General features: G+C 30.6%; 14 protein-coding genes. 8 read left to right on the top strand and 6 right to left on the bottom strand.

Annotated elements, in window-relative coordinates; genetic code table 11:
• Window positions 1-16: 16 nt before the first annotated feature.
• From PTZ02_RS13965 to PTZ02_RS13950, 4 genes are all read left to right on the top strand, one after another.
• Entirely contained in the window at window positions 17-1,471 is a 1,455-nt protein-coding gene (locus PTZ02_RS13965; protein ID WP_274228414.1) for an MDR family MFS transporter, read from the top strand.
• A gap of 261 nt (window positions 1,472-1,732) precedes the next feature.
• Entirely contained in the window at window positions 1,733-4,000 is a 2,268-nt protein-coding gene (gene helD, locus PTZ02_RS13960) for an RNA polymerase recycling motor HelD (protein WP_274228413.1), read from the top strand.
• Window positions 4,001-4,154: 154 nt separating this feature from the next.
• Window positions 4,155-4,499: a PadR family transcriptional regulator gene (locus tag PTZ02_RS13955; RefSeq protein WP_274228412.1), complete on the top strand. Its 345-nt coding sequence runs from the start codon at window positions 4,155-4,157 to the stop codon at window positions 4,497-4,499.
• On the top strand, window positions 4,489-5,211 hold the full coding sequence (locus PTZ02_RS13950) for a DUF2812 domain-containing protein (protein WP_274228411.1): 723 nt from the start codon (window positions 4,489-4,491) through the stop codon (window positions 5,209-5,211). Before PTZ02_RS13955 ends, PTZ02_RS13950 begins: the two co-directional genes overlap by 11 nt.
• 69 nt (window positions 5,212-5,280) lie before the next feature.
• Here the strand turns inward: PTZ02_RS13950 and PTZ02_RS13945 are convergent, their stop codons facing one another.
• The 5 genes from PTZ02_RS13945 to PTZ02_RS13925 form a co-directional block, all read right to left on the bottom strand.
• The gene (locus tag PTZ02_RS13945) at window positions 5,281-5,475 is read right to left on the bottom strand and encodes an alpha/beta-type small acid-soluble spore protein (protein WP_274228410.1); all 195 of its coding nucleotides are present in this window, start codon (window positions 5,473-5,475) and stop codon (window positions 5,281-5,283) included.
• A 286-nt stretch (window positions 5,476-5,761) separates the two neighbouring features.
• Entirely contained in the window at window positions 5,762-6,619 is an 858-nt protein-coding gene (locus PTZ02_RS13940; protein ID WP_274228409.1) for an RICIN domain-containing protein, read from the bottom strand.
• A 346-nt stretch (window positions 6,620-6,965) separates the two neighbouring features.
• Complete coding sequence (locus PTZ02_RS13935; RefSeq protein WP_274228408.1) at window positions 6,966-8,135, bottom strand: hypothetical protein; 1,170 nt, start codon at window positions 8,133-8,135, stop codon at window positions 6,966-6,968.
• Entirely contained in the window at window positions 8,122-9,237 is a 1,116-nt protein-coding gene (locus PTZ02_RS13930; RefSeq protein WP_274228407.1) for a DUF58 domain-containing protein, read from the bottom strand. The genes PTZ02_RS13935 and PTZ02_RS13930 overlap by 14 nt, the downstream gene beginning before the upstream one ends.
• A gap of 9 nt (window positions 9,238-9,246) precedes the next feature.
• Window positions 9,247-10,197 carry an AAA family ATPase gene (locus PTZ02_RS13925; protein WP_274228406.1) on the bottom strand — a complete coding sequence of 317 codons (951 nt, stop codon included), beginning with the start codon at window positions 10,195-10,197 and terminating at the stop codon, window positions 9,247-9,249.
• A gap of 309 nt (window positions 10,198-10,506) precedes the next feature.
• Between PTZ02_RS13925 and PTZ02_RS13920 the strand changes: the two genes are divergently transcribed.
• The 3 genes from PTZ02_RS13920 (at window position 10,507) to PTZ02_RS13910 (ending at window position 13,263) form a co-directional block, all read left to right on the top strand.
• A complete protein-coding gene (locus PTZ02_RS13920; protein ID WP_274228405.1) occupies window positions 10,507-10,998 on the top strand; it encodes a GNAT family N-acetyltransferase in 492 nt (163 codons plus the stop codon).
• Window positions 10,999-11,256: 258 nt separating this feature from the next.
• Window positions 11,257-12,708, top strand: a complete 1,452-nt coding sequence (locus PTZ02_RS13915) for an MFS transporter (RefSeq protein WP_274228404.1) — start codon at window positions 11,257-11,259, stop codon at window positions 12,706-12,708.
• Complete coding sequence (locus tag PTZ02_RS13910; RefSeq protein WP_274228403.1) at window positions 12,709-13,263, top strand: GNAT family N-acetyltransferase; 555 nt, start codon at window positions 12,709-12,711, stop codon at window positions 13,261-13,263.
• A gap of 86 nt (window positions 13,264-13,349) precedes the next feature.
• Here the strand turns inward: PTZ02_RS13910 and PTZ02_RS13905 are convergent, their stop codons facing one another.
• Window positions 13,350-14,534, bottom strand: a complete 1,185-nt coding sequence (locus tag PTZ02_RS13905; RefSeq protein ID WP_274228402.1) for an MFS transporter — start codon at window positions 14,532-14,534, stop codon at window positions 13,350-13,352.
• Between the two features lie 172 nt (window positions 14,535-14,706).
• Here PTZ02_RS13905 and PTZ02_RS13900 point away from each other — a divergent pair, with 172 nt between their 5' ends.
• Entirely contained in the window at window positions 14,707-15,282 is a 576-nt protein-coding gene (locus PTZ02_RS13900) for a TetR/AcrR family transcriptional regulator (protein WP_274228401.1), read from the top strand.
• Window positions 15,283-15,360: the final 78 nt, after the last annotated feature.

Genomic DNA, 15,360 nt, shown 5'->3' with positions numbered 1-15,360 from the left:
GGAGGAATTGAGAAGAATGATTCAAAAGAAAAATAAATCAAGTGGATCGATGTTATCAGGAATCTTTCTTGCAGCTTTTTTAGCGACTTTAGGCACGAGTGCAGTTAATATTGCACTTACAGCTTTTATGCAGGATTTTAATACAGATTTAAATACGGCCAAATGGACATTAACTGGTTTCATGTTAGCTATGGGTACAGTTGCTCCGCTTACGGGTTACTTAGGTCAAAAGTTTAGTAATAAAAAAGTTTATTTATATGCTATTATTGGATATACTTTTGCATCTGCCTTTTGTGCGTTTGCATGGGGGAGTACATCACTCATCGCTTTTAGAGTGTTACAAGGATGCTTTAGTGGACTTATTGCACCTACTGCAATGACTATAATTTATCAAAGTATCCCAAAGGAAAAGCAAGCTTTTGCTATAAGCTTATGGAGTTTGGCGGCATATCTTGCGCCAGCTTTTGGACCTACATTAAGTGGATGGCTAATTGAGACCTTTAGTTGGAGAGCTATATTTGTTATAAATATTCCTATAGGGATTATTTCTGCAATAATGATTAAATACTTTGTACCATACTATAAGTTAGATAAACCTAAAAGTTTTGATGCTATTGGTTTTGCGACAAGTATTTTCTCGAGTTTAATGCTATTAATAGCATTTAGTGAAAGTTCTACATGGGGATGGAGTTCCCCTAAAACAATAGTTCTTATGGTGGCTGGCGCTATAACTTTGGCTGTGTTTATATGGAGAGAGTTACACTATAAGTTTCCTATACTTAATATTAGGGTGTTTAAGTATACAAGATATACAATGAGTGTTATTGTAGGCTGTATAATAACAATAGCGCTTTATGCAGGGTCATTATTAACTCCATTATTCCTTCAAAACGTTCAACAACAAACAGCATTACAAGCAGGGCTAATTTTGCTGCCGGCTTCCTTGGCAATGGCATTAATAATGCCTTTAGTAGGTAAATTATACAATCGTGTTGGACCGCGTATGCTAATATTTATAGGAGTATCTTTGATTGGATTAGGTTCATGGGAAATGGCACATTTAACAATGAGTACACCTTCATCCTATATTGTATTTTGGATGATTGTAAGAAATATAGGAATATCATTATCCACAATGCCAGCAACAAACTCTGGTATGTCAGCAGTGCCGCGAGAGATGAGCGGGCATGCATCCTCTGTTAACAATTGGATAAGACAAGGATTTGCATCTTTATCCATGGGGGTATTTGCTTCATTGCTTACAGCAAGAACTGCTTTTCATGCGAAGAGTATGGCTATATTAAATCCAAGTGATAAACTGTTACCACTTAAGTCTTTTACCTTGGCAGTAAATGATATTTATAAAATATCTACAGTTATAATATTAGTAGCTATTCCTATAAGTTTCTACTTAAAAAAGGAAAGTAAGCATAAAGTTATTATTGAAGATATAGAAGAAAACGTAGCATAATATGACTTAAAAATAAGAGCTCTTACCGAGAAGATGGTAAGAGCTTTTGCTTTATAGAAATTTTAAGTTGCAAAATAAAAAAACACTTGTTAGATAACAAATGTTTTACTATTGACGAAGCAAAAATAAAGTGATACACTAGATTTAGCGCCACTTTAACAAGTTGAATATAACTCCCTAACTATATTATACAACTCGTAAAAAGCAATGTCAATATATTTTAAATAAATTTCTTAAATTATTTTTTAAGGGGGCAATATGATGAACAGAAATGATTTTGAATGGAATCTTGAAGATCAATGGCTACAAGCTGTACTTAGTGAGGCTCGCAAACAATTAAGAGAAAACAATGATTTTAAAGAGAAATTTAGAAAAGATGCTATTGAAACACAAAGGCAACTATGGCAGGATGTAGGTTCAATTTCAATTTCAAATGGATTAGAACAAGTTGTAGAATTTATGGAGTTCATTGGAACAATGAAAAGACAGAAGAGAACTCATGAATTTACAAAAAAGATTCAAGAGAAATATGAGAGAATGATTTTGTCGCCTTATTTCGGAAGAATCGACTTTGTTGAAAAAGGAGAAGAAAAAGCTGAAAAATATTATATTGGAGTTTCAAATCTTATTAACGATGACTATGATTTCCTAGTATACGATTGGAGAGCTCCTATTTCTAGTATGTTCTATGATTACGAAATCGGAAAAGCAAAATATGAATGCCCTGAAGGAACTGTAGAAGGCGAACTTACACTAAAGAGGCAGTATAAGATTAATAATGGTAAAATCGACTATATGTTTGATAGCAACATTACAATAGATGATGAGATACTTCAAGGGATGCTGAGTAAAAACACTGATAGCAAGATGAAAGCCATAGTAACAACAATTCAAAGAGAACAAAATAAAGTCATACGTAATGAAGAGTACAAAAATTTGATAGTTCAGGGGCCAGCAGGAAGCGGAAAAACATCTGTTGCACTTCATAGAATTGCCTATTTACTTTATAAACATAGAGATAAAATTACTCCACAAAATATAATAATATTCTCACCAAATGAAATTTTTAATGACTATATATCTAATGTATTACCTGAGCTTGGAGAAGATAATATGTGCCAGACAACCTTTAAAGAATATATGCATAATGCCTTAGGAAATGACTTTAAGAAGGAAGATTACTGCGAAATGATGGAATATATCTTAGGGTCAAAGAAGGAAGCAGATTATGAAGAAAGGATCATCAACATAAAATATAAATCTTCAGTAGAATTTGTGGATACCTTAAAGCAATATGCAGACTATATTGATAAAATGGATAGAAATTTTAAAGATATCATTTTGGGTGATAGGTTAATAATTTCTTCGGAGGAAGTACAAGAATTATTTTTTAAAGATTATATTAAACTTCCACTTAAAAGGAGACTTCAAAAGATAAAAGAAAGAATTTTATTTTTAATAGAACCTTATGAGAAACAAAGAGTAGAAGAAGTGTCTAGTGAACTTAAAGACTCAGGTAACTATATAGATAAAATCGAGATTATGGAACGTAGTTTAGCTAGTGCAAAGAGTGAAATGAAGGGTTTATATGATGAAATAAATATGATGACAAGATTTGATTTAGTTGAAATTTATAAAGGCTTTTTTGAAAACCTAGATACACTCGCTAATAATTTAAATTCACAATATGATAAGAAGAAAATAAATGAGATTAAAAGATATTCTTTAGAAAATTTGAGAGCTGGAAAACTTAATTATGAAGATCAGACACCACTTTTATATTTAAAAGGTGTACTGGGAGATCTACCAAGAACCTCAGAAATCAAATATGTAATAATAGATGAGGCTCAAGACTACACTCCACTTCAATATGAAATTCTCTATCAGCTTTTTAATCATGCCAATATGACTATACTAGGGGATTTAAATCAGTCAATTAATCCATTTATGAATGTTGGAGATTATAATAATATTTCAAGAGTATTTCCTAAAGATAACACCTGTATAATAAACCTAACTAAGAGTTATAGATCAACCATGGAAATTACTAAGTTTGCAAGAAAGCTGCTTAATAAGGAAATTACTGATGAATGCGTAGAAAGAAACGGAGAAAAACCTTTAATTTTTGGTTTCACGAATGAAGAAAAGATAAGAGAAAAACTTCTTTATGATATAAAAGCATATAAGGATAAGGGATATAAATCCATTGGAATTATAGCAAGGACAGCAAAAGAAGCTGAAGAGGTATATAGTTTTTTAAAAGATAAGATAAATGTGAAGGTTATACTGAAAGATGATGATGAATATGTAAGTGATACGCTAGTAATACCAGCTTATCTTGCAAAAGGGTTAGAGTTTGATGTAGCACTTATTTATAATGCTGGTAATGAAAATTACAGCTCAGAGGAGGAAAGGCTGCTGTTTTATACGGCATGTACTAGAGCGCTTCATGTTTTATGCATTTACTACTCAGGTAAATGTACACCATTGCTAAATGAGTCATTTAAGATTGTTGCTGACTATAATTAATTAATTAATAAACAATGAAGAAGACACGGAGAAGTATAATAACTTTTCCGTGTCTATTAATAATGTAAACATTTGACAGTTATATCATTTATTGGTATATTATTAAATATAGTATATCAATAAATGATATACTAAAAATAGGAAGGTGAGTTTTATGCCGAGAAAAGATTCCATTGATATTGGTGAACTTACTGATTCAGCTTTTTATATTTTATCTTGTGTTATTGAGGAAAAGCATGGATATCTTATTATGAAAGCAATTGAAAAATTTACTGATAATCAAGTTGTTATAGGGCCAGCATCACTTTATACAACACTTAAAAAGCTATTAGCTGCAGAATTAGTAGAGTTAAGTTCAGATACAGATGAAAATAAAAAAGTATATAGAATAACAGATAAAGGACGAAAGATGCTCATAAATGAAATTGAGCGTAAAAAACAAATGATTAAATTCGCTGAAAATTTCTTAATTAGTAAGGAGGATAATCATGAAAAGTAAATATGTAATGATTGAGGGGCTTGCATTTAATGAAGAAGGAGATATGAAAAGATTAAGTGAATATGCAAGTCAAGGATGGATACTTGAAGGTATAGTAGGAGGATTTTTTTATAAGTTAAAAAAAGATAAACCTCAAAATATCGTATATAGTTTAGACTATCAAACGGAGGCAAATGAAGAATATTTTAATATATTTAAAGAAGCTGGATGGAATCATATTATTTCTGTAGGAAAACAAATGCATATTTTCTCAGCAGAAGAGGGGACCAAGCCAATTTATAGCGACAGAGAAACACAGATAGATAAATATGAAGATGTAAGACTTCGAACAGGAAAAGCATCACTTTATTCTTCTATAGCGGGAATATTATTAATAGGGTTATTAATTTTTTCTTTTATAGCTAGGTTACCTATATTTTTGCCTATTCTATGCTTGCTAGTTATTGATATAGTTATTTTTGTGTTCAACTTTATGCCTTATGTAGCATATAACTCTAGAATTAAGCAAATAGAAAAAGATGGTGGGGATAAAAGTGAGGCAATTAATAATAAAGGATTGTGGAAGTTATATATATTTATAGGTATTGCTTTTTTAGTACTAGGGATATTAGATCTTATTGATAAAAAATATCTTGGAGTACTTTCTGTAGCTGTAGGAGGTTTATATATTTATCTTAGTTTAAATCACTATAAGAAATATAAAAAATCTTAATAGGTATAAGTATGTTAAAGTTTATTTAAGCAAAGATTAAGGAGCGTATTAAACGCTCCTATTTATTAATTATAGATTTTTTTCGTAAGCTTCAACCATCTTTTTAACCATTTGTCCGCCTACTGAGCCAGCTTCTCTAGCAGTTAAATCTCCATTGTAACCTTCATTTAGAGTAACTCCTACTTCACTAGCAGATTCCATTTTGAATCTAGATAAACCTTCTTTTGCTTGTGGTACTAAAACTCTGTTACCTCTACTTGCCATAGTAAATTCCTCCTTTATAAGTTATTACTTAATAATTGTTTGCAATTATAGTTATATGTAATTTTAGAATTTCTACGCTATAAAAACAATGGGAAATTTGCTATGTATGTCCAGGTGAGGTTAGTTTTCACATTGAAATTATTAAAAAAAATAAGCCGACTCAGTGATAGACTGAAATCGACTTATATTTTTTATATTTATAATAGTAACTGTCCGCAAAAAACTTTATAAGTTTTTATTCATAAAGAACAATTTTTATAGAAGACAGTGTCTATATGCTAAGGAGTTATCGTTTTCCACCATAGGATCTATAGGTTCCATAAACTTCATTTGCATATTTATCAGCTTCTATTACACGTCCGTATGAATCTGTAGCACCTGGATACCAGTTAGGGCCTCCATTATAATGCAATAGACCGTTGTATACACTACCAAATTGTACAATATTTTCATTTAGAATAAGAGCACCCAAGTATACTTGATCTTGGTAACTACCGTGATTATAAGCATACCCATATTTTGCTTGGAACTTGGCTGCATAGGCATTTCGAGTGTTTGGTTCTACTTGCATTAATCCATCTCCAGAAGATGGGCTTCCACCTAAGCCTGCCCCAAAATAGCTTTCTTTTTTAATTACAGCACATAATAATAGAGCAAAATCTCCATCATTAGTATACTTTCTATCAGCATTAATAGCATATGTCCATATATCATTTGGAACTTCAGAAGGCTTGTTTACTGATGGTGTAGTTCCGCCATTAACAGCAATGATGTTCCACTTTTGAGCAGCAGTTCCGTTATCAGTGTAAATATCGACGTTAGTGTAATCAGCATTTCCAGCAGCATAAACATCGAGGGCCTTATTACTATTTACATTAATTAACTTGTAAGTGCCATCACTGTTTTGTATAATTCTCCATTGCTGAGCTCCAGTACTGTTGTCAGTATAAATATCAACATTGGTATAGTTTGCTGTCCCAGCAGCATAAACGTCAAGAGCTTTTCCGCTACCAACATTAATAAGTTTATAAGTTTGTCCAGAAACAACAGCAGCTGATGTTTTTAATGGGTGGGCTACAATAATTGATGTCGCTAGCATTGATGCAAATACCAAAGCTTTTGTTAAAGATAGTTTTTTACTCATTTTTAACACATCCTTATATATTTTTTAAAATATCAGGTATTTTGTATCGCATGGCGAGTATTATTTTTGAGATTTAGCCATAAAGAATTTTTGCAGAATATTTTTATATAAGGACAGTTACTGTTATAAAGACTTGGTTAACACATAAAGATTAAATTATAACTTTATACATACCTCCTTTTTAGATAAGGCTACAATGTTGTTTACATAATATTACTTATATACTAAATTATAACATAAGGAGAATCGATGTCAATTAGACTGATTGGTACATATTATATTTAGTTTTTATAATACATTAAAATATATTAGGCCCACACCTATAAATTGGTATGGGCCTTTAAGTTTACAATTCTTTTTTGAGTATTTTATAATTTTCTTTTATATCCTCATATTGCCTATTAGTGGGAATATGATTTGAGAATTTTACTTCATTGTAGTTATTGACTAATATATCGATCTCATTAGCTTTGTTTATTGAACGTTTAGTACTACGCCCAAGCTCTTCTGCAGTCATGAAGTTTTTATATAGTCCTTTATTTTTGGCTAAGACTTCAAACTTTAAAAATAAATATAATATTTTGCTTCTTATATCTTTGTCATATTTATATTTAACTCTTTTTCTAATTTTAGCTTCATATATATTTTCAGTTTCAATTTCAATGAAGTTATCCATAACCCTTTTAGATACCTTTTTTGTTTTATATAACTTATAAACTATAAATAAAATAAAAATAATTGTGGCAAGTTCAATAATTATTTTTATAATAGGCGGAAAGTGGGTTATCTGTTCTATTTGTACTAAAGTATTATCAGAAGTATTGTTATCAACTTTTACTTGCTCATGAACTTTATTAGATGTAATGACTTCTATTGCTTTAATTGCATAAGAAAATACGAAAGATAAAATATAAGCAAAAGCCAATATTATATAGCTTATGGGTAGCCATAAAAAATCAATTATTCTCTTCAAGGTTCCTAAAATTGGTAAGAATACTTTATCTATAGTAAGGAGTACTGATGTTATGGCAATAACTAAATTGCCATAGGCTGAGCTTTTCATTTTATAAGAAAATGCTCGACTTTCTCTTTGTAGTAATACAGAAACTATAATAAAAATAATATATAATCTAATATTCCTACCTGAATCTAGAAAGCCTAGAATAAATAAAATACCTATACTGTATTTAACTTTGCCTTCAATGTTAAAAAAATCATAGGTGGTTTCTTTGGTTTCATAAATTATATAGCATAAGAATGCAACTACAATTACGTTATACAAAAAGTTAGAATTCAAAAATAAAGAAATAGCTGTAGGTATAGCTATATTTACATATTTATTACTAATTTTTTCTTTGAAGAATCCAATACTAAAGGCGGAAACAAGAAGTATTATAAAAAGTTTGTAGTCATATCCTTGTCTGAATATTATTCTTATAATAAAACTCCAAACTATATCTATAAAAAGTGTAAGGCTAAGAGTATATAATATTTTTATCTTTCTAATTTGACTCATTAGCATTACCTCCAGTTAATATAATTTTTTCAATACCATTTACTTCAGGTAAAGAAGCATCTGGGGTTATATCAATTATTTTAATACACATTCCAGCATTCTTAAGTTTGTTAAGCATATAAATGCTCTCATCATCAAAGAAGCATGAGATTACAGTATAGACAGCATTCTTTCTAAAGTGCATTAAGTTGCTAGAAAGAAATGAAGCAAAATCTTCTCTAGGGGAGGCAGAGGACATCCTTCCGCAAAGTTCTAAGATTTCAGTAAAGGAATTTAAAAAAGGTTCTATCATATTTTTTAAATCTTTTCTAAAACCTAAAATATGTGCATTTGTCCAGAAACCAGTTGGGGTACCCATATTAATTGAACTATTAATTAATGAGACAGAAAGTTCAATACCACTTTCAATAACATCTGAGTTTGTTACACTAAAGTATGGTGCACCGCACTGGGTATTTAGAATTATAATAAGTTCTCTATCAGATGAATAATCGTATTCCTTAACCATTAGCTTATTAGCCTTTAAACTGGATGGCCAGTGAATATCCTTCATTCTATCCTCAACATTATATTCCCTAATGCCACGAGTAAAGATAGGGTCTTTATATATCCATCTTTTTATTATGTTATCACCTTGAATATTATTGCTAACTAGGTAAAAGGAATCTATACTTTTAATTGGTGGATATATGATAATTTCATTATAATCATCTATCTGCATGACTTCAGAACTAAAACCAAACAAGTCTCCCAAAGATAATTTCACAGTTTTTAAAAGATAAACCCCTCTTTTTTCTCCCTTAAGCTTAAAGGTACTTTTAATTCTCTCATGCCACTTTATAGATAAAAATAAGCTTACTTCATTTTTATTAAGTTCAGTAGTAAGATCACTTGGTATATCTTGCTGAAGATGAAGGAATGAAATAGGAAGCCATTTTTTATTTTCTATAGTTGTAGTTACAAAAATTTCTTCTCCTATTTGAACTTTATTATTTTTTATGGTTCTCTTGATTTTAAGATTTCTAAAGCCATTTCTACGTGTAAATTCTCCCAAAGCTAATAGAAGTATTATTAGAAAGGCAAATGCAAAATAACTTAACATAATGCACCTCTATATTTTTTCAAGTGGTGCATCAACAGTGCTTAGTATTTCTCTAATAATTTCTTCTGACTTTTCAGATTGTGAACCTATTTGGTTTTTTAGAACTAGTCTATGGCTAAGAATAGGTATAGCTAGCATTTTAACATCTTCGGGAATTACATAATCTCTTTGATTAATACTCGCATATGCTTGACAACCTTTCATTAAGTTTAAAGAAGCTCTTGGGGAGCAACCCAAAGAAACATTATTATTATTTCTAGTTTCACGAACAATAGTTAATATATAGTCTTTTAACTCTTTGCTTATGTGAACCTCTTTATAATGATCTTGAACATATTTAATCTCTTCCTTTGTTACTACAGCTGAAAGTTCATCCAAAGGATCATTAAACATAAATCTATCCATCATATTTTCTTCTTCAGAAAACTCAGGGTATCCCATTGAAAGTCTCATAAAAAATCTATCTAGTTGAGCTTCTGGTAATGGAAAAGTTCCAAATTGTTCTACAGGATTTTGAGTTGCCATTACAAAGAAAGGAGGTTCTAATTTTATAGTATTTCCTTCCACAGTAAGCTGTTTTTCTTCCATACATTCTAATAAGGCAGCTTGAGTTCTTGGAGTTGCTCTGTTTATTTCATCTGCAAGGACAAATTCGCTTAGAAGAGGACCTTTTCTAAATTCAAAGTCTCCTAATTTTTGATTGAAAAAATAAATTCCAGTTAAATCTGAAGGCAAAAGGTCAGGAGTAAATTGAATTCTTTTAAAGGTACAATCTAAAGTTTTAGCAATAGATTTGCTTAATTTTGTTTTACCTAAGCCAGGAACATCCTCCATTAGTACATGTCCATTACAAATAAAGGCACAAAGTACTTTGTCTATTATGTCTTCTTTACCGATAATAACTTTAGAGACATTTTGATAAACCTTGTCTCTAAATTCTTTAAACTTTACAACTTCCATTAAAAATTCCCCCAATAAATTAATTTTCTTAATTTTAATATTTTTTACATTATTTATCAATAGGGACAATTTTTATTTCTCTTTTTACTATACAATTAATTGAAAATATGATTACTAATAATCTAGTGTAGGAAATAAAAAAGTATATAGTAAACGGGTATAAAAAGAGAGTAAAGTATATTAATTATATGGTATAATTTTTATGATATTTTATAGGTGCCTTATGGATAGAGGGTGTCATTTGCCTTTTTGAATATGAATTTAATTAACATAAAATAAAAAGTTTTAAAAGAAAAGGAGTTACAATATATGATAATAAGAGAAGCTGAAATTAAGGATTTAGATGAACTTTTAGAGATATACAATTATGAAGTAAAGCATGGAGTAGCTACTTTGGATCTAGAGCCTAAAACCATGGAGGAATGGAAAGAGTGGTTTTATATGCATAATATAGACAATCATCCTTTATATGTTGCAGAGGTGGACAATTGTGTTGCAGGCTATGCATCCTTGTCATCATATCGTGAAAAGGAAGCATTTAAGACTACTGTAGAACTATCAATATATATCGGGGCAGATTATAGAAAAAAGGGAATTGCAGCTGCTCTCATGGAGTTTATTTTGAAGGAAGCTAAGAAAGATGAAAGGACACATACGGTAGTTTCTGTTATTACATCAGGAAATGAAGCTAGCCAAAAGCTGCACGAAAAATTTGGATTTGAGTTTTGTGGAACTATTAAAGAAGTGGGAATGAAGTTCGGAGAATATAGGGATATTGACAATTATAGGCTTGGTGTGTAGAGTTAAGCCAGCTATTATAAAGGTTATTTGCTATACAATTAGTTGAAGAATTTGAATGAAAATTTAAATAATTAAAGAATGAATTTAAAAAATCCTGTCTTCTTTGTGCAAAGAAAGTCAGGACTTTTTTATATTAAAAAGAATATTACTATGCAGTCATTAAAAAAGATCTATGATAGCACCAAAAGGTTAAAAGGATGACTTAGGGTTAGGGTTAATTTATGAAGAGTTGGATTTAATTTAAAAGGAGGAGATTAAGTGGAAAAATCAAATAAGGATATAAGTAGGTGGTCAATACTAATAGTAGTATTAATGTCCACATTTATGTCTGCTTTAGATGGTAGTATTGTGAATGTAGCACTACCTAAAATGGCTAAAGAACTAAATGTAACAACATCAAGTATTCAATTAGTAGCAACAAGTTATTTAATAGCCATAGCTGGAACGGTATTAATATTTGGAAGATTAGGAGATATGTTAGGAAAAGCAAAGATGTTTAAATTCGGATTAGGATTATTTGCTTTTGGATCGTTACTTTGTGGAATAACAAGATCATTTCCAGTACTTATTATAGCAAGAATAGTGCAGGCTATTGGAGCAGCAGGAACAATGGCAAATAATCAAGGGATCATTACGGAAGTATTTCCCGGGAATGAAAGAGGAAAAGCTCTTGGATTTTTAGGAACATCTGTTGCTTTGGGATCTTTAGTAGGACCTGGATTAGGTGGGATTATAGTGGGTACAGCAAGCTGGGAATTTATATTCTTAATAAATGTACCAATTGGAGTAATTGCACTGTTTTATGCATTTAAGTTATTACCCAATACTCATAAGATTGTACAAGGTAAGATAGATAGTGTGGGAGCTATTCTATTTATGCTTGCCATAGTTCCACTTTTTGGAGCACTAGATGAAGGATTAAGCCGTGGCTTTACAAACCCAATAATTTTAGTGAGCTTTGCAGTAGCAATTATTTCGTTTATAGTATTTATCTTTGTTGAGAAGAGAAAAGAAAATCCACTTTTACAGTTAAGTATATTTAGTAATAAGTTGTTTTCCTTAAGTATATTTTGTGGATTTATAACCTTTGTAGCGATATTCTGCAATAACATTATTTTACCTTTTTACCTTCAAGATGTAATGAGTTATACGCCAGAACATACAGGGTTAATACTTATGGTTTATCCTTTAATATTAGCAGTTGCAGCACCGGTGAGCGGACATCTATCAGATAAGATTGGATCAGAAAAATTGACTTTTATAGGATTGGTATTAATAAGCGTAGGATTATTACTAATGTCAACATTAAATGAAAAATCAACTTTGCTAATCATGGTTATATTTATTGGAGCAATGTCTATTGGTATGGGATTATTTCAATCACCTAATAATTCTCTTATAATGTCAACTGTACCCAAAAGTAAGCTTGGAATAGCAGGAAGTGTAAACGCACTTGTAAGAAATCTAGGTATGGTATGTGGAATAGCCTTAGCAACAACACTTTTATATAGTATGATGAGCTCTAAGATAGGATATCGTGTTACTGATTATGTAGCAGGAAGAAATGATGCATTTATATATGGAATGAGGATTGTATATATAGCTGCAGGAATAATAAGTCTTGTTGGAGCAATATTAACTTTTTATAGATTATCTAAAAAAGATAAAGATGCTGATGTTGGTATAAATTTAAATATGGAGGGGAAATAATTGAGTGCTCAAGTTGGTAACTGTCCAAGTCTAGAAACGACAAGACTACTTCTTAGAAAGTTGTCTATAACAGACGTAGATGAATTGTTTGAGGTCTTTTCGGATGAAGAAACTACTTACCACGTACCAAGAGAAAAACATGAGAACAAAAATGTAACATATAATCATTTGAAAAACTTGATTAAAGGAATGAATGAGGGGAGATCCTTAGTCTGGTCAGTTATTGATAAGGTTGATAATAGGATAATCGGAACAGTGAGTTGTTACTTTAAGCTAGATAAAGCTGCGTCTATTGGGTCAGTTATAAGCAGGCAATATTGGGGAAGGGGGATTGCATCAGAGGCATTAAATGAGGTCATTAAGTTCGGCTTTGATAGAATGGAATTTATTCGTATTGAAGGAAAATGTGAGGCAAGTAATATAGCATCTGAGAAAGTATTAAAAAAGTTAGGAATGACATATGAAGGAACATTAAGAAAAGAAGTGATTATTAAAGGGCAGCCAAGAGATGCAAAAGTATACTCAATATTAATAGAGGAATTTAGGACTTACTAAAAGGTAAGTCCTTATTTGCTTATATATGCAAGTTAATCTATTTTATAGCATCTTGATTTGTTAATGCAAAATATATATTTGTAAAACTATTTGGCAGTTTTATGGACAATGATTGCTACTATTTGAGTTATAATTCCGAAAGTACAAACTCCATACCAACCAAAGTGAGCATAGCTATAGGAACCTAGGAAAGAACCAAATGCGCCGCCAAGAAAAAAACTTACCATATAGATTGTATTAATTCTATTACGCATTTCTTCATTTAAAGAATGAACTCTTGTTTGATTGGAAACATTACATGATTGGACTCCTAAATCAAGAAAAATAACACCTAAAATTAAACCAAAAACCTTAAAGCCTAGTAAAAGAAATAGCAAGTAAGATAGTATAACTATGGAAATGCAGATACCTATAACAAATCTAGGCCCTTTTTTATCAGCTAGCCTACCAACTAAAGGAGCCGCCAAAGCACCACTGATTCCAACTAATCCAAATAAACCAGCTGCCTGAGGTCCCATGTTATAATGAGAACTTTCAAGTAGGAATGTAAGAGATGTCCAAAATGCACTAAAAGCTGCAAACATCATAGCTCCATTAATTGATGCTTCTCTTAAGGCGGATTCACTTTTAATCAATCTAGCCATAGATTTTAATAACTCAATATATTTAACATCAGAAACAGGGGTACATATAGGTATTAGTTTATTTAAAGCAATCATTAAAACAATCATCATAACTGCAGCAATAATGTATACTATTCTCCATCCATAATAACCACCTAAAATACCACTAAAGGTACGCGATACTAGAATACCAATTAACAAACCACTCATTATTGTTCCTATTATTTTCCCTCTTTCTTCTGGATTTGATAACTGGGCAGCTAAAGGGATAATAAGTTGAGGAATAATAGAAGTAAATCCAACTGCAAAGGATGAAATCATTAGCATTGTTATATTTTGAGAAAAAAACATACTAGAAAGAGATAGAACTGAAAATAAAAGCATTAATGTAATTAGTCCACGTCTTTCTTTTATATCTCCAAGGGGTAATATAAGAATCATTCCAACAGCGTAGCCTACTTGAGTTAACATTGCTGCGGAACCTACGCTGATTTCACTTACATTAAAGGTTTTAGCTATATCTGCTAGCAAGGGCTGGATATAATATAAATTTGCAACAGTAAGTCCACAAGATATAGACATAACCATAATTAATAAATTTGTTAATATAGGCTTAGTTTTTGAAGATTCATAATTGAGATTTTCCATATTCATTCACTCCTTTTTATATACTGAACGTACAGTTTATAAATATATAATATACTAAACGTTCAGTATTGTAAAGATGTATTTTGTTGAAAATGAAAAAATATATAGTATAATATACGTATAGTTTATTATGTGTATATTTTATTTAGTGATTATTACGGAGGGATTCATGATGGAAAAGAAATTAGGTCGACCAAGAAGCGAAAAAACAAAGTCGGACATTCTTAACGCAGCATATGATTTGTTAATTGAGACTGGTTTTGGGACAGTTACTGTGGAAAAGATTGCAGAAAGAGCAAAGGTAAGTAAAGCTACTATTTATAAATGGTGGCCTAATAAGGCAGCTGTTGTCATGGATGGTTTTTTAAATGCTACAAATGTAGAACTTCCGATACCAGATACTGGTTCAATTATAGAGGACATGTTTATTCAAGTAGATAATTTTGTAAAGTTTCTAACTACTAGAAAAGGAAATGTAATTACAGAAATAATAGCAGAAGGACAATATGATTCTAAATTAGCTGATATTTATCGTAATGCATATTTTATTCCAAGACGAGATATATCAAAACAGATATTAGAACGTGGTATTTTGAGGGGGGAAGTAAATAAAGGTTTAGATTTAGAAATATGTATTGATTTAATTTGGGGTCCTATATTCTATAGATTATTAGTAACAGGAGCAGAAATTGATGAAATTTTTATAAGAAAACTTATAGATTATGCATTTGAAGGAATTAAAATATAAGAGTCCATAATAATAAAAATAAAAATAAAATATTTTCACAAACATCATTGAAAAGACTATATAATCACAAATCCCAAA

Source organism: Clostridium sp. 'White wine YQ' (assembly GCF_028728205.1).
GTDB lineage: Bacteria > Bacillota > Clostridia > Clostridiales > Clostridiaceae > Clostridium_T.
Note: the sequence above shows the minus strand (reverse complement) of the source record. Positions and strands in the feature narration are given on the sequence as shown.